The organism is Chitinophaga sp. sic0106 (assembly GCF_019219075.1).
Classification (GTDB): Bacteria; Bacteroidota; Bacteroidia; order Chitinophagales; family Chitinophagaceae; genus Chitinophaga.
In genome coordinates, this window is sequence record NZ_JAHUWJ010000002.1 from 319749 (window position 1) to 344049 (window position 24301).

At 44.2% G+C, this 24301-nt stretch carries 23 protein-coding genes; 13 read left to right on the plus strand and 10 right to left on the minus strand.

Annotated elements, in window-relative coordinates:
• The first annotated feature begins 52 nt into the window (after window positions 1-52).
• The 5 genes from KW844_RS04040 to KW844_RS04060 all read left to right on the plus strand — a co-directional run bounded on the left by KW844_RS04040 (window position 53) and on the right by KW844_RS04060 (window position 9700).
• The gene (locus tag KW844_RS04040) at window positions 53-1201 is read left to right on the plus strand and encodes a FecR family protein (RefSeq protein ID WP_218375430.1); all 1149 of its coding nucleotides are present in this window, start codon (window positions 53-55) and stop codon (window positions 1199-1201) included.
• A 116-nt stretch (window positions 1202-1317) separates the two neighbouring features.
• The gene (locus tag KW844_RS04045; protein ID WP_218375431.1) at window positions 1318-4647 is read left to right on the plus strand and encodes a TonB-dependent receptor; all 3330 of its coding nucleotides are present in this window, start codon (window positions 1318-1320) and stop codon (window positions 4645-4647) included.
• Window positions 4648-4660: 13 nt separating this feature from the next.
• On the plus strand, window positions 4661-6091 hold the full coding sequence (locus tag KW844_RS04050; RefSeq protein WP_218375432.1) for a RagB/SusD family nutrient uptake outer membrane protein: 1431 nt from the start codon (window positions 4661-4663) through the stop codon (window positions 6089-6091).
• Window positions 6092-6175: 84 nt separating this feature from the next.
• Window positions 6176-7636: a TlpA disulfide reductase family protein gene (locus KW844_RS04055; RefSeq protein ID WP_218375433.1), complete on the plus strand. Its 1461-nt coding sequence runs from the start codon at window positions 6176-6178 to the stop codon at window positions 7634-7636.
• Between the two features lie 330 nt (window positions 7637-7966).
• Complete coding sequence (locus KW844_RS04060; RefSeq protein WP_218375434.1) at window positions 7967-9700, plus strand: M48 family metallopeptidase; 1734 nt, start codon at window positions 7967-7969, stop codon at window positions 9698-9700.
• A 40-nt stretch (window positions 9701-9740) separates the two neighbouring features.
• On the opposite strand, the gene KW844_RS04065 is transcribed toward KW844_RS04060, so the two are convergent.
• Complete coding sequence (locus tag KW844_RS04065) at window positions 9741-10076, minus strand: DHCW motif cupin fold protein (RefSeq protein ID WP_218375435.1); 336 nt, start codon at window positions 10074-10076, stop codon at window positions 9741-9743.
• 47 nt (window positions 10077-10123) lie between these two features.
• Entirely contained in the window at window positions 10124-10333 is a 210-nt protein-coding gene (locus KW844_RS04070) for a hypothetical protein (RefSeq protein WP_218375436.1), read from the minus strand.
• Between the two features lie 133 nt (window positions 10334-10466).
• Between KW844_RS04070 and KW844_RS04075 the strand changes: the two genes are divergently transcribed.
• The 3 genes from KW844_RS04075 to KW844_RS04085 are packed head-to-tail and all read left to right on the plus strand — an operon-like array spanning window position 10467 to window position 13060.
• Window positions 10467-10934: a hypothetical protein gene (locus KW844_RS04075; protein WP_218375437.1), complete on the plus strand. Its 468-nt coding sequence runs from the start codon at window positions 10467-10469 to the stop codon at window positions 10932-10934.
• Window positions 10935-10980: 46 nt separating this feature from the next.
• Entirely contained in the window at window positions 10981-11982 is a 1002-nt protein-coding gene (locus tag KW844_RS04080; RefSeq protein WP_218375438.1) for a DUF2157 domain-containing protein, read from the plus strand.
• Window positions 11969-13060 (plus strand): hypothetical protein, encoded by a 1092-nt coding sequence (locus tag KW844_RS04085; RefSeq protein WP_218375439.1) that lies wholly within the window; start codon window positions 11969-11971, stop codon window positions 13058-13060. Before KW844_RS04080 ends, KW844_RS04085 begins: the two co-directional genes overlap by 14 nt.
• A 111-nt stretch (window positions 13061-13171) precedes the next feature.
• Here the strand turns inward: KW844_RS04085 and KW844_RS04090 are convergent, their stop codons facing one another.
• The 4 genes from KW844_RS04090 to KW844_RS04105 all read right to left on the minus strand — a co-directional run bounded on the left by KW844_RS04090 (window position 13172) and on the right by KW844_RS04105 (window position 16624).
• A complete protein-coding gene (locus KW844_RS04090) occupies window positions 13172-14005 on the minus strand; it encodes a tetratricopeptide repeat protein (RefSeq protein ID WP_218375440.1) in 834 nt (277 codons plus the stop codon).
• A gap of 118 nt (window positions 14006-14123) precedes the next feature.
• The gene (locus KW844_RS04095; RefSeq protein ID WP_218375441.1) at window positions 14124-15011 is read right to left on the minus strand and encodes an alpha/beta fold hydrolase; all 888 of its coding nucleotides are present in this window, start codon (window positions 15009-15011) and stop codon (window positions 14124-14126) included.
• Between the two features lie 105 nt (window positions 15012-15116).
• Window positions 15117-16004 (minus strand): alpha/beta fold hydrolase, encoded by an 888-nt coding sequence (locus KW844_RS04100; protein WP_218375442.1) that lies wholly within the window; start codon window positions 16002-16004, stop codon window positions 15117-15119.
• Window positions 16005-16060: 56 nt separating this feature from the next.
• The gene (locus tag KW844_RS04105; RefSeq protein ID WP_218375443.1) at window positions 16061-16624 is read right to left on the minus strand and encodes a TetR/AcrR family transcriptional regulator; all 564 of its coding nucleotides are present in this window, start codon (window positions 16622-16624) and stop codon (window positions 16061-16063) included.
• A gap of 444 nt (window positions 16625-17068) precedes the next feature.
• On the opposite strand from KW844_RS04105, the gene KW844_RS04110 reads away from it, so the two are divergent.
• Both KW844_RS04110 and KW844_RS04115 read left to right on the plus strand, forming a co-directional pair.
• Window positions 17069-17350, plus strand: a complete 282-nt coding sequence (locus KW844_RS04110) for a hypothetical protein (RefSeq protein WP_218375444.1) — start codon at window positions 17069-17071, stop codon at window positions 17348-17350.
• Complete coding sequence (locus tag KW844_RS04115) at window positions 17337-17972, plus strand: zeta toxin family protein (RefSeq protein WP_218375445.1); 636 nt, start codon at window positions 17337-17339, stop codon at window positions 17970-17972. The genes KW844_RS04110 and KW844_RS04115 overlap by 14 nt, the downstream gene beginning before the upstream one ends.
• A 601-nt stretch (window positions 17973-18573) precedes the next feature.
• On the opposite strand, the gene KW844_RS04120 is transcribed toward KW844_RS04115, so the two are convergent.
• From KW844_RS04120 to KW844_RS04135, 4 genes are all read right to left on the minus strand, one after another.
• Complete coding sequence (locus KW844_RS04120) at window positions 18574-19314, minus strand: hypothetical protein (RefSeq protein ID WP_218375446.1); 741 nt, start codon at window positions 19312-19314, stop codon at window positions 18574-18576.
• A 9-nt stretch (window positions 19315-19323) separates the two neighbouring features.
• Window positions 19324-20346 carry a CBASS cGAMP-activated phospholipase gene (locus KW844_RS04125; RefSeq protein WP_218375447.1) on the minus strand — a complete coding sequence of 341 codons (1023 nt, stop codon included), beginning with the start codon at window positions 20344-20346 and terminating at the stop codon, window positions 19324-19326.
• Window positions 20347-20580, minus strand: a complete 234-nt coding sequence (locus KW844_RS04130) for a DUF2188 domain-containing protein (protein WP_218375448.1) — start codon at window positions 20578-20580, stop codon at window positions 20347-20349.
• Window positions 20581-21045: 465 nt separating this feature from the next.
• On the minus strand, window positions 21046-22269 hold the full coding sequence (locus KW844_RS04135) for a nucleotidyltransferase (RefSeq protein WP_218375449.1): 1224 nt from the start codon (window positions 22267-22269) through the stop codon (window positions 21046-21048).
• A gap of 173 nt (window positions 22270-22442) precedes the next feature.
• Between KW844_RS04135 and KW844_RS04140 the strand changes: the two genes are divergently transcribed.
• From KW844_RS04140 to KW844_RS04150, 3 genes are read left to right on the plus strand one after another with little or no spacing between them, the layout of a single operon-like run.
• Window positions 22443-23033 (plus strand): hypothetical protein, encoded by a 591-nt coding sequence (locus tag KW844_RS04140; RefSeq protein WP_218375450.1) that lies wholly within the window; start codon window positions 22443-22445, stop codon window positions 23031-23033.
• A 1-nt stretch (window position 23034) separates the two neighbouring features.
• Window positions 23035-23442: a hypothetical protein gene (locus KW844_RS04145; protein WP_218375451.1), complete on the plus strand. Its 408-nt coding sequence runs from the start codon at window positions 23035-23037 to the stop codon at window positions 23440-23442.
• The gene (locus KW844_RS04150; RefSeq protein ID WP_218375452.1) at window positions 23439-24221 is read left to right on the plus strand and encodes an ImmA/IrrE family metallo-endopeptidase; all 783 of its coding nucleotides are present in this window, start codon (window positions 23439-23441) and stop codon (window positions 24219-24221) included. Before KW844_RS04145 ends, KW844_RS04150 begins: the two co-directional genes overlap by 4 nt.
• Window positions 24222-24301: the final 80 nt, after the last annotated feature.

Genomic DNA, 24301 nt, shown 5'->3' on the forward strand with positions numbered 1-24301 from the left:
AAAATTTTTTTTGAACCTTTTAGGGGTATTTATTTTTATAACTGCCATACTAATGGAACACCTACGTATGACCAAAGAAGAGCTGATATTATTAACAGAGAAGATTGTGTCAGGCACCGCTACGGACGCGGAGCTGATGCAGTATAACCGGGTTTTCAATGCCTTTAGCCGGCAGGAAACCTGGGACGAGCATACGTTGGGGAATAAGGCCGAAATTGAAGCCGCTATCCGGTTGCGACTGGAAGATGCCCTCCGCAAACCTGCTGCCACACCAGTTATAGGCTGGTATAAGTGGGCGGCAGCTGCCGCTGTGGTGGTTATTATAAGTGTATCCGCCATATTGCTACGCCCGCGGGAAGTCCGCCTGGCGCCACAAGCGGAGCGTTTCCGTAATGATATACCCGCTCCTTCGGGCAACCACGCTGTGCTTACGCTCGGAAACGGTCAGCAAATTCTGCTGGATAGCGCCGGCAACGGTACCATCGCCGTGCAGGGTGGCGTAAACATTGCCAAAACCGCTGATGGCCAGATCGCCTATTCCGGTGCAGGCGCCACCGTTAGCACCAACACCATTACGCTGCCCCCAGGCAGCCGTGCGCTGAAGATTGTGCTGGCAGATGGTACCAAAGTATGGATAGACGCAGGTTCCAGCTTTACCTATCCCACCACCTTTACCGGCAAAACACGTGCGGTCAACATCACCGGACAAGCCTATTTTGAAGTAGCACAAAACAGTAATATGCCATTTACCGTTAGCACCACCAACAAAAGCTATTCGGTAGATGTACTCGGCACCTCGTTTAACATCCGGGTGTATGCCGACGAAAGTAACATCAAACTCACCCTGGTAGACGGGGCCGTGAAATTTAATACCAACACCGTTTCCAAGCTGATGAAACCTGGAGAACAGGCCACCGCATCAGACAACGGTACCATACAGCTTACAACGAACGCCGACCTGACAGCGGCCACCGCCTGGAAAGACGGACTATTCTATTACAATGGCAGTGATATAAACACGATTATGTCGGAGCTGCAACGCTACTACAATCTTGATGTAGTGTACCAGGCCAATGTCAGAGATTCATTTGTTGCGAAAATTCCGAGGGATGTTCCCATTTCTCAATTGCTAAATCTGTTGGAGATGACCAATCTCGTGCATTTCAGAATTGAAGGAAGGAAAGTAACAGTAATGAAATAGATTATACACCAGCACAATATTTACCCTGCAGGTACCCACCAAACCTGACAGTAAGGAAAGGTATGTCCTGAACCACCGCAATGGCGGTATTACTAATTAAAAATCAACCAGAAGCTATGCTAGGAAGAAAGCTTAAAAGTCTACTATGCCAGCCACCTGCTGAAAAAAGGGCCGTTACCAACTATGCCCGCATTTGTTTAATGATGGGACTGCTGTTGCTGGCAACCCAGTCTTTTGCGCAGAAGGTGACGATGACGATGAAATCAGGTTCCCTGGAAAAGGCGTTCCAGGAAATCGAGAAGCAAACAGGCTTTAGTTTTATTTATGGGAAAAACCAGCTGAGCCAGGCTGCTCCTGTAAATATTACCGTAAAAAACCAGGAGCTGAATGAAGTGTTGACCACCCTGTTCAGTAACCAGCCTTTCACATTTTCCATCTCCGGAAAGTTTATCGCTATCCGTATGAAAAATGCATCCGGTACTCCACAACAGCAGGTGCAGGATGGGATCATCGTAAAAGGGAAGGTCACAGATACTAAAGGTAATCCGCTGCCATCCGTATCCGTGGTGATCCCCGGTACGCCCCTTGGCGCCATGACCAACGAGCAGGGAGAGTATTTTATCAACAATGCCCCTGCAAATGCAGAGCTGGTGTTGTCTTATATCTCCTTTATTCCGCAGCGCGTGGGTATCAAAGGCCGGGCTATTATCAACGTAGTGCTGGAAGAAGATGTGAAATCACTCGATGAAGCGGTGGTAATCGGTTATGGTACCACTACCAAACGTATGAACACCGGTTCTGTAAGCAGCCTTACTGCAAAACAAATCGAAAGTCAGCCCATCTCCAATCCGCTGGCCGCTTTGCCTGGTCGCGTGCCTGGCTTGCAGATCACGCAAACCAACGGTTTGCCCGGTAGCTCTGCCATTATTCAAATTCGCGGACAAGGGTCCATGAACTCCGGCTATGTGCCGCTGTATATCATCGATGGTGTACCTTTTACGAACTATAGCGGCTCTTATCCGCCTTCTGATAATCTTAACTCATGGGGCGCCAGTGGTGCTAATGGTGGCATCAGCCCATTCAGTATGATCAATCCGGATGATATTGAACGTATGGATATCCTGAAAGATGCAGATGCAACCGCGATCTATGGTGCCAGAGGTGCAAACGGTGTTATCCTGATTACTACCAAAAAGGGGAAAGCAGGTAAAACAAAATTTAACGCGAACGTATACACGGGATTTGGTAAGGTCAATCACTTTGTGCCCATGATGAACACCCAGCAATACCTGGACCTCAGAAGGGAAGCATTTAAAAATGACGGCATCACACCTACCTCCGCCAATGCGCCGGAGCTGACTGTATGGGATCAGCAGGCGAATACCGATTGGCAGGATTTCCTCGTTGGTGGTACTGCACATAATACCGACGGACAATTCCAAATCTCAGGAGGCGATGCTAAAACACATTTTCTATTTAGTGGCGGCTATCATAAGGAAACAACGGTATATCCGGGTGATTTCAACAGCACCCGCTACACAGGCCGTCTTTCAGCCGACCATACCTCTGCGGATAACAAATTTTATGCGTCTTTTACCGCCAACTATTCCAACGATAAAACGGTATTGCCAGGCACTGACTTAATTCAGCTGTATAACCTGCCACCAAATATGCCACTGTACGATGCCACAGGAAAGCTGATCTGGTCCAATGGTTTCAATAATCCGGTAGCCCTGCTGCAACGCAGGTATACGAATAATACAGGAAACCTGATGACCAATGCCAACCTGCGTTATAGCATCATCAAAAATCTGAATTTTAAAGTAAACCTCGGCTATACCAATACCACACTGGATCAGGTAAATCCGATGCCTGCTTCAACACAAAACCCAGCCAATAACCCGCAGTCATACGCTTATTTTTCCAACACAAAAATCCAGAACTACATCGTAGAACCTACACTGGATTATAGTCTGCGGGTAAAAGAAGATCATCAGTTTAACTTCCTGGCAGGAGGTACCTATCAGCGTAGCCTGAGTCAGGGTAATTACATAACAGCCAATAACTACAGCAGCGAGGCATTAATGGGTTCCATTACCGGTGCAGGTTTGCTGACAGGTTCTGCCACTTACATAGATTATAAATTCGCTTCTGTGTTTGGCCGCATTAATTACGACTACAAACAGAAATATCTGTTGAATCTGACTTTCCGCCGCGACGCGTCTTCCCGCTTTGGCCCGGATAATATTTATGCGGATTTCGGTGCCGTGGGTGCCGCCTGGTTGTTTACCCAGGAGGAATTTGCAGCAGAAGCAATGCCATGGCTTAGCTTTGGTAAAGTACGTGCCAGCTACGGTACCACCGGTAACGATCAGATTACCAACTATACTTACCTGCCATTGCTCAGCGCTACGGGTACTTACCAGGGGGCAAATGCACTGTATCGTCAGGTATTGCCTAACCCTGGTGTGAAATGGGAAACTACCCGCAAAATGGAGTTTGCATTGGAACTGGGCTTCCTGAAAGACAGGATTATGTTTACAGGTAACTACTATCAAAACCGCTCCAATGACCAGTTGTTGTCGGCCTCACTGGCTACGCAATCCGGCTATAACAGCTATACCGTAAACCTGCCGGCACTCGTACAGAATAACGGGGTTGAACTGGAACTGAATACAAAAAATATCCAGAAAAGAAACTTTACCTGGAATACTTCCTTCAATGTTACATTCTACAAGAATAAGCTGATCTCCTTCCCGGGAATTGAAAAGTCATTCTATGCCAGCAGCTACCTGGTAGGGCAGCCGATTGATGTGATCAGAAGATATGTATACACCGGATATGATCCGAACACGGGTATACCGCAATACGAGGACCTGAATAAGGATGGGGCTATTGATTTCAATAACGACCGACAGGTGATCAAACCGGGAACACCTTTCTTTGGTGGTATAAGTAATAATTTCACCTATAAGAACTGGGATCTTAGTTTCTTCTTCCAGTTCCATCACCGCAAAGGACCTAACAATAACCTGACTACGCCTATTGGCAGCAGCAGAAGCAATCAGAACACTTCCCTGCTCGACAGATGGCAAGCTCCTGGTGATATCGCTACTTTCCCGGCAGCTACTTCTACTTCCGGAACTCCTATTTATACCGGGTATAATTTTTACTCCAGTTCTACCGCTCTTTGGGGAGATGCCAGTTTCGCAAAGCTGAGAAATGCATCGCTTGCTTACACTTTCCCTAAGGAATGGCTGGCGAAAGCAAAAATCAGCAATATGCGTTTGTATGTAGAAGGTCAGAACTTGTTTACCTGGGCTAAGAACAAATACATTTTTGATCCGGAAACCAGCATGGCTGGTGGAGCCCCTGGCCTTGGAACCGGCGCAGTGGCGATGCCTCCGCTGAGAACTATCGTGTTTGGTATAAACTGTTCATTCTAAAACCTGAAATGTCATGTATAATCATATCATAAATAAAAAAGTACTGGCGGCATTATTGCTGGCGGGCACCCTGTTTTCTTCCTGCAAAAAACTGGTGGAAATTGGTCCGCCAACCACGCAGGTAGGACTGGACCAGGCATTTGCTTCTGATGCAACTGCCACCAGCGCCGTGCTGGGTATTTATAATGCATCGGCTACGCGTGACTACCTGTTTCCGATCAGCTCCATACCTGGTTTGTCGGCAAACGAACTCCAGAACAATGTACCAAATGTTGCGCTGGATGAGTTTAAAACCAACAGTATCACCATTGGGAATGGTACCAATAATACTACCCTTTGGGCATATAGCTACGCCACCCTGGCACAGGCTAATGCTATGCTGGAAGGTATTAGCAAAAGTAACACGTTATCAGCGGCACTGAAAAATCAGCTGATGGGTGAAATAAAGTTCTGGAGGGCATTTACATTCTTTTACCAGGTAAATATGTGGGGAGATATCCCAATGCCGCTTACGGATGATCCTGTCGGAAACGCAACGCTGGCGCGTACGCCAGCCGCTGACGTCTGGAAACAGATAGAAAAGGACCTCACAGAGGCACAGGCACTCCTGACGGATACCTATCCTACCAGCCAGCGTTCCCGCGTAAATAAACAAGCAGTAAACGCCCTGCTGGCAAGAGTATACCTTTATACGAAACAATGGCAGCTGGCAGAAACAACGGCTGACGCAGTGATCAAATCAGGTATTTATAGTCTCAATAAAGACCTGAATAGCACCTTCACCAATACGAGCAATGAGATCATCTGGCAGATCGCTACCCTGAATGGCTTATCCGTTTATATGACTAATACCGATGCCAAAGGTGGCAGTTTCGCCGCAGCACCCGGCGTTATTCCGGCTATAACGGCAACGGATACACTCTATAATAGTCTGGAACAAGGTGACCTTCGTAAAGCCAACTGGTTTACACCCACCGTGATTGCCGGTACCAACTATAAAATTATCAGCAAGTACAAACAACGTTCCCTTCCTACCGGTGCTACCACCGGCAGTGAATACAATGTAGCGCTGCGCCTCGCTGAACAATACCTGATCCGCGCTGAGGCCCGCGCCCAACAGGCCAACCTGGGCGGCGCTATTGCCGATGTGGACACCATCCGCTCCCGCGCAGGCCTGACTATGTTAGATAATAACATCTCCCAAACTAACCTGCTGCTGGCGATTGAAAATGAAAGAAAAGCGGAATTGTTTGGAGAATGGGGCGCCCGCTGGTTTGATCTCAAACGTACACCTGGCAGGGTTGATCCTTCCAAATCCCGAGCGGATGAAGTAGTAGGAGGTATGCGCCCTGCCACCTGGCAAAATACAGATGTATTGTATCCGATTCCGGATGCGCAACGTCAGCTGAATACTGCGCTTACGCAAAATCCAGGTTATAATTAATATACTGCCCACCGCGCATTACGCGGCATTAATCCAGCCGGGACCGAAGGTTCCGGCTGATATAAACCTTCAAAAATCATCACCATGAAAAAGATACTAGTCCTCCTTGGCGGCTGCTTCGCGCTCGCATCAGGCAGCGCCTTCGCCCAGCAAAAGCAGGACACCCTGCGCAAACAATACGATGCGCTCCTCAAAGGCGACGAGCAACAGCAAAACCTGCTGGTCACTAAAATGTACACGTTGCTGAAAAGCAAAAATGAACACGATTGGGCCACTGCCTCCAATTATTTCTTCCAGCTGAAGAAAGGCAATACCTCCGATTCCATCCAGGCCGCTATGGTAAAGCGCTGGCCTAAAGGCGCTACAGCGCGTAACAAAGCCGTTCAGGTAATCTATGATGAAAAGGATCCGGTGAAAAAAGAACAGCTGTATTTCCAATGGCTGAAAGATTACCCCATGAAAAAAGACAGCAATGATATGATCGTATACGATTATGCGGCTAATGCTGTTGGCTCAGCCTATGCAGATGCGGATAATTTGCCAAAGGCATTGGAATACGCGGACAAGGTTATGACACCGGTATGGAAAGGTGAAGGTTGGGCAGGCACTGCTTCCCGCATTATGAAAAAAGGCCATTATGCAGAAGCGCAGGTACTCCTGAAAAAAGCAATTGATCTCTCCTACGAATATAGAACCACCCGTAAAGGTGAATACGGTGCCGCATTTGCCGCTATGGGCTATCCTGGCTACCTGAGGATGTACGTGCAAACACTGTACGAAAACAAGCAGTATGATGCTGCCCTTGAATACCTCAAACGCGTTGAAGAAGTGGAAAATGGTAAACCGAGTCCTGCAACCCTGGAAACCCTCGCAAAAATACAATTGGCTAAAGGCGACTACCAGCAAGCGTTTACCGGCCTCAGTGAAGTAGCAGCCAAAGGCATGCTCAACGCTACCAGCAAAAAAATGCTTTCCGAAGCCTATACGAAAGTACGTGGCGCTCAAGGCTTTGATCAATACATTGATAGCCTGAAAGGTGGGCTGGATGCAGAAGTACGTAAAGAACTTGCTGCCCAGATGATCAGTGAAAAAGCCGCAGACTTCACCCTTACGGACCTGGAAGGAAAAAAAGTAACGCTCTCCGAACTCAAAGGGAAAACAGTTGTACTCGACTTCTGGGCCACCTGGTGCGGACCTTGCAAAGCCTCCTTCCCGGCTATGGCTAAAGCACAGGGGTTGTACAAAAACGATCCTAACGTGGTATTCCTGTTTGTGCACACCTGGGAACGCGGTGAAGCCAATCCTACCGCCGCTGCCGGTAAATTTGTACATGACAACAAATATCCGTTTACGGTGCTGATGGACCTGAAAGACCCATCCACCGGCGTTAACAAGGTAGTGGACAGCTACGGTGTGAAAGGTATCCCGACTAAATTCGTGATCGACAAAAATGGTGACATCAGGTTCCGCTTCACCGGTTTCTCCGGTGGGGAAGATGCCGCAGTTGCTGAAGTGAAAGGTATGGTGGAGTTGTCACGCCAGTAGAGACGCAATGCTTGCGTCTCAAACGCAAACGGCTATACGAACATATCATTCCATAGAAATTGGCGTCACCCATTTCTTCACCAGGATGCTCCGCGCTTCACGCAGAACATCCTGGTGAATTTCAATAATACCGACCCCGTTTACCTGGTAATGCCGATAATCAGTTTGAAGCCACCCTTCTGGACGATAATATATCCCCATGAGAGAATGACCTGATAAATCCCAAATTTTCTTAATTTAGCCTCACAAGCCAGGAATTACCCCACGCCCCATACCGCGATCCTTAACTGTACACGTAAATAGATTTTAGTCAACTCCAAAATTTGAATCATGCAAAAGCTTTGCTTTTCAATCATTTCTGTACTATTCCTTTTTGCCTGCAATAATCCCGGGGCAACTAATCAGCAGCAGGCTACCGACAGTGCGGCGCCTACAATAGGCTGTTCCGTGCCTACCACCACCGACAAAAGCTGGTACACTTCCGGGAAAAAAGCCCCCTTGCTGAAAGGGCTGGAAGGAATAGATTTCAAAATCACCACCCGCGTGCCGGAGGCACAAACCTACTTTAATCAGGGCATGATGCTGGCTTACGGTTTTAACCACGCCGAGGCAGCCAGGTCATTTTTTGAGGCTACCAGGCTGGATTCCACAGCAGCCATGGCTTTCTGGGGCTTTGCATATGTACTGGGGCCTAATTATAACGGGGGTATGGAAGAAGACAATTTCCAGCGTGCTAATGAAGCAGTCGTAAAGGCGCAGGTGTTAGCCGCTAACGCTACCCCAATAGAGAATGCACTGATCCAGGCGCTGGCCACCCGCTATGTGCAGGACCCACCGGCTAACCGCGCTCCGCTGGACAGCGCCTATGCTGCCGCCATGAAAAAAGTATATGATCAGTATCCCTCCGATCCGGACGTAGGCGCATTATATGCCGAAGCCATAATGGACCTGCATCCATGGGATCTCTATGAAAAAAAATCAAAAGCACCTAAAGCCTGGACACCCGCATTAACGAAGGTATTGGAGCACCTGATGCAACTAAACCCGAAACATCCGGGAGCACATCACTTTTACATTCATGCCCTGGAAGCATCTGCTACCCCTGAAAAGGCGCTGGCCAGTGCAAAGTTGCTGGATACACTGGTGCCGGGCGCTGGGCACTTACTTCATATGCCATCGCATATCTACATCAATACAGGCGATTACCACGAAGGAAGCCTGTCAAATATAAATGCAGTGAAGGTGGACAGCGCGTATACGATCGCGTGCCATGCGCAGGGTTCTTATCCATTGGGATTATATCCGCATAACTACCATTTCCTGGTGGCCACTGCTACGCTGGAAGGCAATACCGCACTGGCCTGGAAGTCCGCTACCAAACTGCAGGAAATGATATCAGCAGAAATTATGCGTATGCCGGGATGGAGTACCCTTCAACATTATTATACCATTCCTTATTACATCGCTGCTAAGCTATCGATGTGGGATACCATTATTGCTATTCCTGCACCTGGCAGCGACCTGGTGTATCCCCGCGCTATCTGGCACTATGCCCGGGGGATGGCTTACCTCGGGAAGCATGATCTGGCCAGTGCCCGCAAGGAAATGGATAGTCTCAATACGCTAAACGCTGATACTATATTGCAACACCTCACCATCTGGGGTATTAACACCTCTGCTGACCTGGTACAGATTGCCACCAAAGTATTATCTGCCGGTATTTCGGTGCAGGAAAACCAGCTGGAAGCGGCTATTGAAAAGCTGAAAGCTGCCGTGGTGATAGAAGATAACCTGAATTATAACGAACCGCCCGACTGGTTCTTTTCCGTGCGGCATCACCTCGGTGCTGTGCTGCTGAAAGCCGGTAAATACAAGGATGCAGAAGCGGTATACCGGGAGGATTTGAAAATATGGCGTAAGAACGGCTGGGCGCTGAAAGGGCTGCATAACGCACTGGTGCAGCAACACAAGGATGCTGCCGCACAACAGGTACTGGCAGATTTTAACCTCGCCTGGAAATATGCGGATAAACCGGTGACCTCATCTTCGAGTATCGTTGATTAATAAGCAGTATACTGCAGGGCATTGCCCTGCAGTACTTCCGTTACCGGAGAAAATCACCGTCGATAATCAGCAGCTTCACCCCTGACGCTGTGCTGGATCTATGGTTACTCATGTCATCTGAAACCACATAGGTCATACCCTGGTGGAGTTCAAACGCTTCGCCGTTATCCAGCTCGCTGATAAAACTTCCTTCCAGGCAATGGACAATATGTCCTTTTTTGCACCAATGGTCCGCCAGGTAGCCAGGAGAATACGTAACAATTCTCAAGCGCAAGCCTGGTAATTGGAGTGTTTGCCAAAGTGCGGTGCCGGTAATACCTGGATGGGTAGTAGGGTCAATTGTACTCCAGTCGATACATTGAAAAGGATGTTTCATGCGGTAAAAATACAAAACTCATACATGCTTGCAAGCCTTTACGAATACTAATCTTTAGGCAACTGAGTGGTACTTTTTTTGTTAGCCGAAGCGGTTTTTCGTGCCTCTACCTGATATTCCTGCTCTGCTATTGCTATCATCATATCAAATATGGCGGCTTTCTTTTCGTTCTTATTTTCAAGCTGCGCTTTTTGTTCCTTTAGCAACTTTACTTCCAGTGCTAGTTCCTGAAGCTTTTGTTTGGTTGATCTTGACATGGTCATTCGCTGTTGAGGTATGAGCCGAAATTACAAAAAAATATCACGGTATATAATTTTTTGTTTAGGGAGACAGCAATTTCCCTTTGGGCTATTTTTACTAGTTTTAACAGCAATAATCAAGTTTTAGCGAATGACCACCCTGGAAAAAGTTGCATTTAAAACCCAGCTGAAAACACTGGGAGAGGCTATTATCCGGGAACGGATAGCGGCCGCCAAATTGGCCATCGACGAGGCCCAGGCAGCTGCCAACAGCGAAGAGAAAAGCTCGGTAGGGGATAAATATGAAACAGGACGGGCCATGGGGCACCTGCAGAAAGATATGTTTACCAGGCAACACCTGGAGCATAAGAAGGAACTGGATCAATTGCAAAAAGTAGACACCAGCACCATCTACACCACGGTTCAACCGGGTGCTTTTATACGATGTGCATCTGCCGCATTCTTTATAGCCGCCGGTTTGGGTAAGCAGCAAATAGACGGACAGCAGGTATTCTTTCTGTCACCGCAAGCGCCACTTGCGCGATTATTACTTCATAAGAAAGCAGGGGATCACTTCCTGTTTAATAAGACAGATGAGGAGATACTGGATCTTTATTAAAGGACAAAGTATGGAAACCTGATCAGAAAGTTCTATTTTTCCACCCATGAATATCCATTTGTTCGACAAACTGCAGCGTGATGGACACCTTTCCCCGGGTTCCGCCGAAAAGCTCCAAAATGCCGCTGCCACAAAGTTGTTTAGCCTCCATTGGGAACTAAAAACTATCCTCTACCTGGGTGTATTGCTGTTAAGCGGTGGCTTGGGAATCCTGGTGTATAAGAATATTGACACCATTGGGCACCAGGTAATACTGGTAGCTATTGCGGCTTCCTGCGCGGGTTGTTTCTATTACTGCTATAAGCACAAAAAGCCATTTACCTGGGAAAAGGTGACGTCACCCACCCCATTTTTCGATTACATTTTATTACTGGGCTGCCTGCTTTTTATCACCTTTATTACCTATCTCCAGGGCGCTTATTCCGTGTTTGCCAATCATTATGGTACGGCCACATTTATTCCGCTGCTGGTGCTTTTATTCAGTGCTTATTACTTTGATCACATCGGCGTGTTAAGTCTGGCTATCACCAATTTTGCGGCCTGGCTGGGTGTAAACGTTTCACCATATGCCCTGATGGACGGCTTTTCCTTGTTTAACACTCACCTGATCAAAACTGGTGCAGTGTTGGGTATAGGGCTCTGTGTGGCCGACTTTCTAAGTCATCATTACAATAAAAAGGCACACTTCGGATTTACTTATCGCAATTTCGGTACGCATATATTCCTGGTGGCTTGTTTGGCGGGCATGTTCAGTGTTGATATGGGCCTATCGCTGGAAGGGAATTACTACTTCCTTTGGTTTGTCTTTCTGGCAGTAGGCAGCTGGTGGTTTCTCCGGGATGCCTTCAAACATAAGAGCTTTTACTTTCTGCTCATTGTTTCACTGTACGCGTATGTGGGAGTGAGTTACGTGATTATTCGCCTGCTTATTCTGGGAGATGATATAGCAGCTGTATATGGAGGAATATTGTATTTCATTGCTTCCGCCATCGGCCTGATCGTGTTCCTCGTAAAAGCCAACAAAAAAATCAAACATGCTAGCATATAATAAAACGCAGCTGGACAATCTGGAGATTGTTGCAGCTACTGAAACAGCATCTAAACAACAGTTAATTACTGTGGATGAAAAGGATATTATCATCGCCGCGCATCCGGTGAAGCTGTATAGCCCTAATGTTTTTATGCGCATCGGGATATTTATTCTTACAGTAATCATTGCAGGGTTTTCGTTGGGATTGTTTGCGTTGATGATGCTCAGCGGCAGTTCAGAAAGTGCTTTCGGTGGATTGTTGGTTTTTTTTGCAGTAGTTTCTTATGCAGGTGCTGAGTTGTTGATAAAGGAAAAGCAGCACTATAAGTCCGGCGCTGATGATGCACTGATTTACTTCAGCAGTATTTGCCTCTTTTCAGCTTATATCCTGTTGAATCATAGTGGGAGCTCGGAACGGACAATGGCGGTAATAGTGATTGTACTGGGTGTATTCCTGACCCTGCGCTTTGCCGATATGCTGGCCACTGCGGCCGCTTTTGGAGGTATAATGTATCTGTTGTATGTTTTCTCTTATAGCCCCTGGCTGATCATGGCTGCCTCATTGGGCATATACCTGCTGGCGCTTAACTTAAAGAATAAGTACTACGAAAATAATGCGATTGTGCTGCAAAGTCTCGCACTGCTTACCCTGTATGCCGCGGGCAACTATTACATCGTCCGGGAATTATCGGAACAAAATCAGCCAATTTTCTGGGTCAGTACTGTGCTGATACCGCTTGCTTACCTCTTTTTTGGTATCTACAGAAAGGACCGGACCCTCCTTCGGACCGGCCTGATACTCGTTGCGGCCATGGTGTTTACTATCAGGTATTACCATAGCATCGCACCGTTGGAAGTCGCGATGACCATTGCTGGTGTGGGTATGATACTGGTAGCGTATATACTTATACGTTATCTGAAAACACCGCGTAATGGCTTTACCTCCGAGGAAGTGGACGACGACCAGGCGGCGGCAGTACAGCTGGAATCATTGATAATTGCGCAAACGTTTAATAAAGTAGGTGCTCCTCCCAAGGATGGATTTGAGTTTGGTGGTGGTGATGGTGGGGGAGGTGGCGCTACAGGAGGGTATTAGGAAGCGGATGTATCAAAAGTAATCTGAATGCTCTGAGAATTGCGTATTTGAAAATTGTCTCTATCAAGGCTCCCGAATAAAATCGAGTGGAAATTACTTTTGATACACCTTCTATTTTTTCTTCTTGCTCCAAACGGGCTTTGTCCTTTCAAAGAATTCGATCACCGCAGGCTGGATGCAAATCTCCGCATAGTCCACCCAGTACTCATACGCCTCATGGCGCGAGCCTGCAAGGATTTCCTCTTCCAAAAAGCCCGACGGTGGTGTATGTCTCTTCTTAATAATTTCCGCTGGCAGATAAGCATTAGATGCCATGGCATCTCCCAGCAAAAGCTCCGCGCTTTTTTGATCTCCGTCTATTAAAGCGAGGAATACTTTCCCGTAAGTAAACTCAATTGAAAATTCACTTGGATAGCTTTCCAGTAATTCTTTTGCTGCTGCAAAGCTTTTTAACATAAAGAGACATTCCAGCTTCAGATGCCTGGCGCCCTGATTGTCGAGCGGGTTCAGCTGCAGCATTTGGTCATAGATCTCAATCGCTCTGTCAAACTCCTCATTAAACTGCAGTTCCAAACCCCAGATATGGCAGGCCCGCAGGAACGGGCGGTTATCGGAATTAACATAGGGAAGTATGGCCTCGTTTATCTGAAAATCCTCCGGAAAGCATTCTTTTCCTATTCTATAGCCCTTTTCAGCTACAAGGTAGCTCTCGAATACCTTTTCCTGGTTGCGGAAGGCTACCGATAAATAGTTGTAAGCATCGAGGTGAAAAGGGTGTTCTTTGATGATTGCCTTCAACATCATTTCTGCAAAAGGGTCATTGGTGTCCAGCATGTTTAAGGCACTGGTGTATTGCAAGAAGGTTTCTTCACTGGATAATACTGCCGGCTGTACGAATGCCCATTCGTTGGTATCGATCTGTATGACGCGAGGTTTTTGGGTCATATGCTTTGTGTTATTCGGAGGGCAAGATAGGGATAAAGTGCCAGTGCCGGGAAATGAACATTCCATTGGATAAGCCGTTTGAGGAAAGTTTGTGGGGGAACTGATGTTGTTTCAGCTTTTATCGTTGTAAGAAAGTTCTGATGCGCGCTGCTATTTCAGCCGCATATTCTTCCAATGCAAAGTGTCCTGTAGGATAGAAGTGGATTTCAGTATCAGGCACATCTTTTTTGTAGGCTAACGCACCTGGTTTCAGAAATACCGGATCATTTTCGCCCCATACAATAAGTATTTTGGGAGAAAGTCTGCGCAGGGTTTCCTGCCACTTTGGATATTCCGCAATATTAAACCGATAATCGTATTTCAATTTGTACTGGATCTCTTTATTACCGGGTCGGTCCATCAGTAACTGATCAAGCAGGTAAGCTTCCGGTGCTATTTTGGTGGAATCGCTTACACCATGCAAATATTCAAATGTAGTATAGTCCAGTTCGAATGCGTTGTATACTTTGGCGCGGGAAGCGTCGGTGTTTTCGTCGATGTTTTTCTTGTATGCTTTAAGGATATCGCTTAATCCTTCAGCATATATGTTACCGTTCTGTACAATAAGCCGGTCCAATATAGCGGGGTTTCGCTGAATGATTCTCATTCCGACTGGTGCACCATAATCGAAGATGTACATGCTGCACTTGGTCACTCCTTTCAGCTGCAAAAATTTCTCCACGATAAGCGAATAATGCTCGAAAGTATAATCAAAGTCAGTCATTGGCGGCATATCACTGAACCCATAACCGGGGTAGTCAGGCGCCAGGATGTGAAACTGGTCTTTCAGCAAGGGAATCAGTGTTCTGAAGTTGTGGGAAGAAGAAGGGAAACCATGTAACAGCAGGAGCGTTGGCTTGGAGGGATTACCTGCTTCACGGTAAAATATATTAATTCCGTCCACATTCAGGGTTTTATGGTATACCGGGTATTGTTCTTGTGCATTACCGGACAAGGTAGTTGTCATAAGGATAATTATTAAAAATGTAATTTGATATTTCATTTGTAGCGTTTGTAGTTTAAATGAATGCCAGGAGTGGAGTACTCGCACTCCTGGCGTGCCAGGGTACAATCAGGCGTTGGCTAAAGACGGGCGTGTCACTTTTCTTTTGAGATATTCCCGGATGGTGGCAGCAATTTCTTTCCAATGGCTTTCGAGTGCAAAATGACCCGCGTCGAACAGGTGATATTCCAGGTTCTTCACATCTTTCTTATAAGCTTCAGCTCCGCCCACGGGAAATATGTAATCGTTTTTACCATATACTATCAGCATTTCCGGGTTATGGGTGCGGAAGTATTCCTGCCATTGCGGGTACAAGGTGGTATTATTTTGATAGTCATAGAACAGTTGCAGTTGAATGCGGTCATTACCAGGGCGCTGGAGGTGGCGAAGATCTTGTTCCCAATTATCCGGGCTGATCACGCTAACATCAGGTACACCGTGTGTATATTGCCATTTCAGGCCATCCAGGCTGTGAAAGCCTTCCAGGGTGCGTTCTGCCACCTTATCGTTTTTATTGGTCCAATATGCTTTGATGGGGTCCCAGAACTGCTCTAACCCTTCGTCATAAGCACATCCATTTTGGACAATCAGCGACTCAATGCGTTCCGGGTGGGCGGTAGCCAGGCGGTATCCAACCGGAGCGCCATAGTCCATGAGGTAAAGGCTGTAACGGTGCAGTCCCAGCTGATCCAGCAAGCCTTGTACAATGTCGGCCAGGCTGGCGAAGGTGTACGGAAAATCGGCCATATGTGGTTGCGCACTTTTGCCAAATCCGGGATAATCGGGTGCGATCAGGTAGTAGTCATCTGATAGTTCCTGCATCAGGTTTCGGTACATATGTGAGGAAGTAGGATATCCATGTAACAATACCAGGGTCGGTTTACCTTTCTTGCCAGCTTCCCTGTAGAAGATATCGATGCCATTTACTTGAGTGGTGTGGTGTTTAACGTATTCCATGTTTATTTGTTTTATTTAATTACCGAACGTTCGGTAAAATATGAAGAAAAAAATTTTTACTCTTTTGTAAAAAGCGTTTTCAAATCAGTCAACGCCTTATGAAAATAGGTCGGATCATTTAATCCTTTGGACAGTACCAGGCTTCCCTGTACCAGCACGAGCGATTGTTTGGCTTTGGCTTTAGCTTGTGCAGCAGTGAAGCCTTGCTCTACGCCTAGTGCGGTAAATGCTTCGATCCAAAGCAACATCGCTTTACTGATCCCACCGCCGAGGGCTACCAGCCCGGAATCCAGGGAGAGGGCATTTAGTATGCAGCTCTTTTCACCGTTCTGATACAGCTCTTTGATATGCTGTATAGCCCGTTGCAATTTGGTTGCCGGTGCCGCGTCTTTTGCGGTCAGCACCAGGTAGATGTTGTCTTTTATCCAGTTATACACGAATTCAAGCACCATAACTGCTATCTCATTCTTCCCACCAGGAAACCGGTGATACAAGCTGGCTTTCTGCAAGCCGGTAGCTTTGGCGAGGTCGTTGAGGCTGGCGCCTTCAAAACCTTTGGCCTGAAGTACAGACATTAGTCCTTCTATCAAACTTGCATCGTCTATTTTCTGCGGTCTCATGGAACAAAGGTAGGAGGTTTTTTTATATTACCAAACGTTCGGTAAAATAATTTTTAAAAAATCTGTAGCGATCTCTGCTCCTTCTAATCCAAAGAAATTGGAAGTAAGAATAGTTGCATCAATGCTATGCTTGAATTGTGGCAGTTGATAATCGTCGGCTATTTGGTGCTGATAAATAGTATTCATAGTACAATGAATGCTTATAAATCTACAGGTAGGACTTCATTAAAACAAGAAAGCACCGCTTCTACGATGCCTTTTAAGATTTTTCGGACGCCGTACGACCTACACTCCAAAGGGTAGTTTCATTACTATATGAAATACAGTTAATTATGAAATTATCAGCAGCTTTAATAGTTATTAATTTCAATGTTCTGTAGTCGAAAAGTATTTTTCTATCTACTCATTTTTTGCTAATTTTATTAGGAATTTTAATATTGATAAATGACAGCCTTAGAAAAAGAATTAGCTATTCAGGATAAGAAGTTTGCCGCTACAATTGAGCGGCTAAGGAATCGTAATTTCTCCCGTAACCTGCCATTTCTGATTTTGTCAAACAAATTACCGGAAGGGCAGGGTTATTATGAATATGCAGACGGACATATAGAAATTCAGGAGGTTTATACCATTGGTGCCGATATTGAAACCAGGTTTATTCGTACCCTTTCAGAAGCCGAGACCATTGTGGTGCGTAATGATTTTAAACTTAAAAATGGATTACAGTAAGCCAACATTGCTTGTTATCTCCGGCCCCAACGGAGCAGGAAAATCTACTCATATAGACTCCATGCTCCCCGAATTGTTCGATGGTGTTCCCCCTTTTGATAGAGACTTGACCCGTACCACGTTTGAGAAAGAACTTCAAGGGAAAGGATTAACTCCGGAAGAAATTAGCAGTCAATCATCTTTAATGATGGAAGATTATCTTTCTGCAAAGATTAATGAAGCCATCAGTAATCGACAACACTTCGTTTTAGAAACACCGTTATCACACCCCGATTACTGGCGATATATCGATCGTTTTGAGAATGCCGGTTACCAGATTCAACTGAACTACCTATGCCTGGATAGTATCCTGGATTGTGAACAACGTGTAAGGCAGAGAGTTAAGGAAGGTGGTCATGCGGTCGACGCGAGAACAATTAAAGGTGTTTATGAACAGAATCTGAAATTTATCAATGATTACTGGGAGACTTTTAATGTAATTTGCTTGTATGATGGAATGGCTAAGCCGACACTGTTGGTGAAGTTGGAGGATAAGAAGGTGGCAATGGTGTATAAAGATGCTTTAAAGAAAGGATGGGTGAAGAAGGGGCTTATTAATATTTTTAACCTAGTGAGAGAATAAAACTATCCAATAGCTGAGAAAAATAGGCAACCTGATTTTAACGATTTTGTGTGTTTAATTTTTTGTATGTCCCCTTATGTCTTAGATCTGGATTTTAATTTACCAGAATTCAAGTCATTATTAAACTTGTCATTATTTGAAAGTTGGTTAATGAACCCTATTAGTTTTAACTATCGGTACTTTAAACCATATTGGCTTAAAGCTACCAATTTACCGATTATCATGGAACGCTTGAAGGGAAATGAAAATATTGAAAGAGCCTTAAGAAGCGCAATAATCCAGTCCTTTGATAAGGAACTAGCTCACCTTTACTTTAAGTATTTTGCTATTCCCATTAGTCCGATGCCGTAGGCTTAACACTTCATTCAAACAAAAAAGGCACCGCTTCCGCGATGCCTTTTAAGATTTTTCGGACGCCAGTCCGATGTGTACCCCAGATGGGATTTGTTTGGAAAATATCACCTCGTTTTTATCTGAAATACATGGTGTTTTTATAGCTGGTAGTCCAATTGTCCTCAAGTCGTATAATGATATTGTATAATATTTGCATCCCAACATAATACCAAATATATTGGCTTGGTGTTTTCCCCCAATGGTCACTCTAATTATGGGATTTGACAAAGGCTACCGTATTGGCAATAATAGTTTGAACGCGTTCAGATTCTGTCGGTTTATTGTCTCTTGCAAACGAATCCTGGATATTTCTGCACATATTTTCGATGGATTTCTCATTTTGGCCCTCTACTAGTAATTTAAGTGCATATTCTTCCCGAATATGAGGCTCCTGTTTATAAGGTACCGGGTATTTTTTCGCATATGGAGCGAGGAAAGTAGCTACGTCCTCAGTTTCGGCTATTTTGGAAATGACACTATCATCAATGACCGCCCCCGCCCAGTTTAAACTTTCTGCTTTATTATGGACCTTGACAAGTCCTTTACCATAAATCATATTTACGCTATATGTGGATCCTGCCTCGTTTTTACTTTGACTACTAAGCATCTCATATTCGTCATGCAAAATTGCGCCTCTGACAGGCATATTATAGAAATTGCTTTGAAAGTTAAATTTCTTAGCAACTTCTAAAAGTTCGATCAAGCTTTCCTTGCTATCATCTTTAGTAGAAAAAATTACAGTATCGGAGATATTCAAGCAATTTACGATAGAGGATGAGATATCAGCTACCAAATGTCCCTTTGATGACTCAGTGTATTTGCCATTCCCCATTGACATTTCTATATCTCTTAATATATGACCAATTCTAGTATCTAATCTATCAGCCTCACAGTTCTCAATAAAACTTTTATACCCTAAATAATCAAAATATGCAATAAATTTTCCCATTTTATATTTTTAAGGTTTTGATATTTCTAAAAAACTTAAGATACGATTTCCATGATTCTGAAACTCTATCTGTGCTTTTTCTGCCAATTTATCTAACTTGACAGGATTCGTATCGTCTAACTCGATCTTACAAGTATCGTCTAATTCTGTATCGATACGCATGTACCTGAAGTTGTCTGGTTCAGACCTGTCAATCCCATTTTTCATTAGGCTAATTAAATTTTGTACTTGCTGGGATTGACCCTGCATGAATAGATCAATGATTCTTTTCTTGCTTATGGCCCAGTAGAGTAGTCCCCATCGTGATCTGGAACAGCCATCCACAAACCGCTGATGTCCAGTACCGATTGAAAGAACTTCGATATTAGAGAGGGGTTGATTAAATGCCTTTTGTGCCTCAATGATCGCTAATAAAGTAGGATTATTTGCAAAAACACCACCATCTACTTTATTATGAAAAAGTTGTTTGTTGTCCTTAGTATCGATGTAATCCGAGGAGTAAGGATTAAAGAATGTTGGCGCAGCAGAAGTGGCGAGAGCAGCTTGATATGCGGGAATATGGAAATCTCGAACAAATGCTGGATGGTATTTGCTTTTAAGTACTGATGGTTTTCCCTGGAAGAGATCGTAAATAGGTATACAAGTCGCTGTTTTGCAGTCTTTCAGTATTGGATCTCTACCAGCAAATTGTTTTGAAAACTCGCTTCTCAAAAGGTTTTCTAAATATTCCCTATTATGGGCTGATTTAAAAAGCTGAGTTGGGAATAGCCACCGTTTATTTCCAAATATGCCTTTTGCATGTTCTCTGTATAGATTATAAATATCTATAGCAGGGATGCCCAAAGACAATGCGAGGGAGAGAATTCCTCCGGTCGATGTGCCTGATATTAGGTCGAAGTATTGCCATATTTGCGTCTTCGGACAGTTACGTGTAGCTAACTCCGCTTCTGTTTCTGCGAGCAGTTTAGCAGGGAAGATACCACGTATCCCCCCGCCGTCAATGCTCAGTATTCTGAAAGGTTTTGTATCCATTTAGCCTTTTGATTTAGTAGGGTCTGCTGATCTTGGATAGGTTCGCTCTTCTTGAAATTGCCCGTTTCCTTTGTGGATCTTCAGGGAGCTTCCTGAATCTGAAAGGTATGCTGCACTTTGCCGTACAGCATCTGATTTATTTAACCCTTCAAAATTAATAGAAGCTCGTTCAGCGTTTTCACGTTTTAATTGCCAGTCGCCGTGGGCATTTTTGGTTAAATGATAATTTTTCATTTTTTATTAGCTTTAAAAGTTAGTAATAATTGTAATGTGATTTATTCATACTGGATTGGTGGGATGTCACCTTGATGGTTAATACCTCCGCCAAACCATTCACCATTGGGTAGCCACAATTCATAGTAGTATAGCCAGTCAGATGCCCATGGAATTAAGGTTTTTACATAATACATCCCCTGATGCCATTCCCTATATTCAGGATAATATAAACAGAGTTGCTGCTCGGCGGTACTGTATACATGGGGGAGTGTTAGGCAGTTCGGCGCTAATTGTAGTTTTGGAGCCAGTACATACACTTTAGGTGGTTCCCCAACAGTATATTTTAGTTTTACCTGGTAGATATTACTGAGCGCTGTCGGGCGCAGACTACCAATCCATGTGATACTGGTTTCGCCACTTCTGGTAACAGTACTTTCTGGAAAATATGATCGTAAACTACCTACCTGATGTATTAATGAAATTCTACTCTTCACTGCCAAAAAATGTGTGATTGCCTAATGACGTCCGACCAGTTGCTCCTAATATGCCAGTTGAAGCGGCCATTTTTAGTACCCCTGCTTCTCGGCGTTCACGTTGCATAGACGCCAGGTTGGAAAATGTTTGCGTTATTATTTTTTTACCAAAGGAGCGATTTAATGTTTCCTGAATAGTGGGTAGACTTCGTTGTTCAGTTACATATGCAATATCACGTTTAACAGCCTGTAGCCATTTATAAAAATTAGCTTTACGCTGAGGGAAGGAGAGCCATTTATCCGCAAAATTCTCCTGCTTATTTACTGGGTTTCCAATCCATTGATAATACTGGCCGGTGACTGGGTCATAGCGATCTTCAATGTACTGCTCCATTTCTGCAATTACCTCCTGTAGACCCACCAAAATATTTGTTTGTTTTTTGTAAGCAAGTGCCGCGAGAGTCGTAATAATAATGGAAATTGGTTTGTCTTCGTCGCCATTAAACATAATGTCACGATGACGTTTTAAGATTTGAACTATGCGTTGCAAAGGTGTTTTACGAACTTGGTAAGTCGGTACAGGTTTAATGGATTCGGAGAAATTTACAGCTTTTATTAAGGCTAGACTGCACCGTTCTTCAAACCATACAGCATAACCAAACATATTGCTAACCAGCCATTCTAAAGGATCTGTGGCAGTCTTATAGTTTTGTAGTTCCTTATCGGTGATGCGAATGGCTAGAGGTGTCAGATCTTCCATTTTTCGATTGGCTGCTTTTTCCAAGAGGATTTGGAAACCGTGGCCAACGATTGACGGGAGGATATCCATATGAAAGTTAGCCTCTTCGGCATATTCGAGAGTCCAGCATCGGCGGCCTTCTTTTCTACGAAGCATGCGATTGAAGGTACCATGTGCCTTCAATCGGTCGCCAATGGCATGTTTCAGATCATATTGGGTCCAGTATGATCGCTTACCTATCAGCTTACAAACCAGATCTATATCTAAATGATCTCCTTCTGTTACTGGCTGAATCATAGTCCCCAGCAGGAATGAACCCTGAGGACTTATGACAGGGCTGTACGGCGCCAAAGGGGAGTCTTTTTCAGCCAGCCACCCTCCGACGTACCTATAACTGGTAACTGCTTTGTCATAATCTGTTTTGCTAATGTCTAAGGATTTTCCCAGTTCATCGAATATCTCACTAAACTGATCCCGTTGTTCTGTTGTTAACATTGGATTTTGTATTGTTTTTTTATTATGGTTCTCGATGGAGTTGTTCTCGAATAGTAAGAAAGTTGAAAAAACTTCTTATATTAGATATACTCCTGACTTTCTTTTTTTAGCCAAATGGCTAAAAGTTTTTTTTAGAGAGTATATATATTTATGAAATAGACAAAATTGTTGTAATGATGGACTCCGAAACCCTTATCCGATTACAGGATATTAGTAACTCCGAATGGGAGGCTATTTTCAAGGAGCTGGTTTTATATGCTGAATTTAAACTCAAAAAGGCCGGATTATCAACTCGGTTTGAGGCCGATTCTGAAGCAGGCGCTGTAGACTTTGTGCAGGAGGCTATTAAGAGGGTTTTTGAAGGTAGACGGCGCTGGGATTTTCATGACAAACCCGATATCCGCATTTTTTTAAAACACGTTGTTAAGAGTTTAATTGGCAATCACTTCAAGCAAACAGGAAGAATTGAGGTGAATTCACAAAGAAGAAGCCAAGTCGTGGTGTCTGGTCGCGATATGGACTATTTAACCAATCTGCCTGATGATGATTTACCGGATGAGGAGATTGAAGTCGCCAACGAAGTATGGGCTGAATTAGAGACTGCGTTTGGAAATGATGAGGAGTATCTTATTTTTATTGAATTTTTAGAGGGTAAAAAGCCAAGAGACCTTTCAGTTGAGTATTCAAAAGATATATCGGATATATATAATATAATTAAAAAAGGCAAGAGATATTGTATTTCTATAAAGAACAAAATATTATAACATGGAATCCAAAAAGCTAAATATTGACCGACTCATCGACATTCAAATGGAGATGGCTTGCGAGAACCAGCAGAGGTTGGATGAAATGCTAAGGTGCGAAGGATTTGATCCTGAAAAAATCGGGAAAGAAGGCCTTTCATTTATTAAAAGTCAAATGTTTAAAGTAGTCGTAGCGAAGAATAAGATTAATAATTCGGGCTTATATGAAAAGGCTGTTAAAATGTTAAGAGAGATTGCCGTTTCTACAGTTCAAACCAAAGAGGCAATACTTCTGCAACTGCAAGCAAAAAGCCCACGACTGCAATTCAACAAACTGGAGAATCTTACAGTGGAAAATTTACAAGAGATATTAAATGATACGGAAGTATTAGATCTGATGTCTCAGCTAGAAAATGAACATAGCCAATGATAGCATCTAAAGCTGCGCTAGATTTATTATTTGAATGTAGTGTAAATGACCCCAGAGACGTGGATATTGAAGATTTGATTATTTATAAAAATGGAATTGTAAAGGAAGTTCCCTTGTCTGGATGTGATGGACGAATGGTCATGAAAAATGGGAAAGCTATAGTGTCGGTTAATTCAAAAATCGAATATACCAAAAAAAGAAGATTTGTACTAGCTCATGAATTGGGGCACATTATACTCCATCCTGATAGGGAAGCCAGCTTTACCGATAATCACGACACTTTAGAAGATTATCGAAAAGGAAGCCAAGAGAAGGAAGCCAATGATTTTGCAGCTGAACTTTTAATGCCAGCGCAAAAATTCAAATCTGCATGTATTGGACAGAATTTTTCATTTTCAATATTATCAAAGCTTGCCGAAAGCTTTGATACAACCCTGTCTGCTACAGCTTTTAGGTATGTTGACCATGGAAATTTTCCTATTTGCCTATTTTATTGTAAGGATGGCGTAGTTCAGTATTGGAAAAAATCTAAAGATTTTTGGTTCAGAATTCCTGATAACAGGCATTTAGCAGTTCCGTCTGGCTCAGTTGCAAGCGAATATTATGAGAAAGGTAAGATTTATTCGAAGGAGTGGGCGGATCAGGATATTTTTAAATCGACTTGGTTTGAATTAAGAGATGAGGATGAGGATCTAAGGATGAAAGAGTTTTGTATTATAACTCCAAAGTTTAACTCGGTTCTTAGTGTTGTATGGCAACCCAACAAAGGTAAAAGATAATAGGGTGAAACATTACGCTCACCACTTCGCTTCACTGCACTAGGCTTGGATTTTTTTACTTTTTTATATATTGATAGATA

Bases quoted from the DNA above. Each gene is read 5' to 3' on its own strand.
- KW844_RS04040 (WP_218375430.1), top strand. From the start codon at position 53: ATGGAACACCTACGTATGACCAAAGAAGAGCTGATATTATTAACAGAG.
- KW844_RS04045 (WP_218375431.1), top strand. From the start codon at position 1,318: ATGCTAGGAAGAAAGCTTAAAAGTCTACTATGCCAGCCACCTGCTGAA.
- KW844_RS04050 (WP_218375432.1), top strand. From the start codon at position 4,661: ATGTATAATCATATCATAAATAAAAAAGTACTGGCGGCATTATTGCTG.
- KW844_RS04055 (WP_218375433.1), top strand. From the start codon at position 6,176: ATGAAAAAGATACTAGTCCTCCTTGGCGGCTGCTTCGCGCTCGCATCA.
- KW844_RS04060 (WP_218375434.1), top strand. From the start codon at position 7,967: ATGCAAAAGCTTTGCTTTTCAATCATTTCTGTACTATTCCTTTTTGCC.
- KW844_RS04065 (WP_218375435.1), bottom strand. From the start codon at position 10,076: ATGAAACATCCTTTTCAATGTATCGACTGGAGTACAATTGACCCTACT.
- KW844_RS04070 (WP_218375436.1), bottom strand. From the start codon at position 10,333: ATGTCAAGATCAACCAAACAAAAGCTTCAGGAACTAGCACTGGAAGTA.
- KW844_RS04075 (WP_218375437.1), top strand. From the start codon at position 10,467: ATGACCACCCTGGAAAAAGTTGCATTTAAAACCCAGCTGAAAACACTG.
- KW844_RS04080 (WP_218375438.1), top strand. From the start codon at position 10,981: ATGAATATCCATTTGTTCGACAAACTGCAGCGTGATGGACACCTTTCC.
- KW844_RS04085 (WP_218375439.1), top strand. From the start codon at position 11,969: ATGCTAGCATATAATAAAACGCAGCTGGACAATCTGGAGATTGTTGCA.
- KW844_RS04090 (WP_218375440.1), bottom strand. From the start codon at position 14,005: ATGACCCAAAAACCTCGCGTCATACAGATCGATACCAACGAATGGGCA.
- KW844_RS04095 (WP_218375441.1), bottom strand. From the start codon at position 15,011: ATGACAACTACCTTGTCCGGTAATGCACAAGAACAATACCCGGTATAC.
- KW844_RS04100 (WP_218375442.1), bottom strand. From the start codon at position 16,004: ATGGAATACGTTAAACACCACACCACTCAAGTAAATGGCATCGATATC.
- KW844_RS04105 (WP_218375443.1), bottom strand. From the start codon at position 16,624: ATGAGACCGCAGAAAATAGACGATGCAAGTTTGATAGAAGGACTAATG.
- KW844_RS04110 (WP_218375444.1), top strand. From the start codon at position 17,069: ATGACAGCCTTAGAAAAAGAATTAGCTATTCAGGATAAGAAGTTTGCC.
- KW844_RS04115 (WP_218375445.1), top strand. From the start codon at position 17,337: ATGGATTACAGTAAGCCAACATTGCTTGTTATCTCCGGCCCCAACGGA.
- KW844_RS04120 (WP_218375446.1), bottom strand. From the start codon at position 19,314: ATGGGAAAATTTATTGCATATTTTGATTATTTAGGGTATAAAAGTTTT.
- KW844_RS04125 (WP_218375447.1), bottom strand. From the start codon at position 20,346: ATGGATACAAAACCTTTCAGAATACTGAGCATTGACGGCGGGGGGATA.
- KW844_RS04130 (WP_218375448.1), bottom strand. From the start codon at position 20,580: ATGAAAAATTATCATTTAACCAAAAATGCCCACGGCGACTGGCAATTA.
- KW844_RS04135 (WP_218375449.1), bottom strand. From the start codon at position 22,269: ATGTTAACAACAGAACAACGGGATCAGTTTAGTGAGATATTCGATGAA.
- KW844_RS04140 (WP_218375450.1), top strand. From the start codon at position 22,443: ATGATGGACTCCGAAACCCTTATCCGATTACAGGATATTAGTAACTCC.
- KW844_RS04145 (WP_218375451.1), top strand. From the start codon at position 23,035: ATGGAATCCAAAAAGCTAAATATTGACCGACTCATCGACATTCAAATG.
- KW844_RS04150 (WP_218375452.1), top strand. From the start codon at position 23,439: ATGATAGCATCTAAAGCTGCGCTAGATTTATTATTTGAATGTAGTGTA.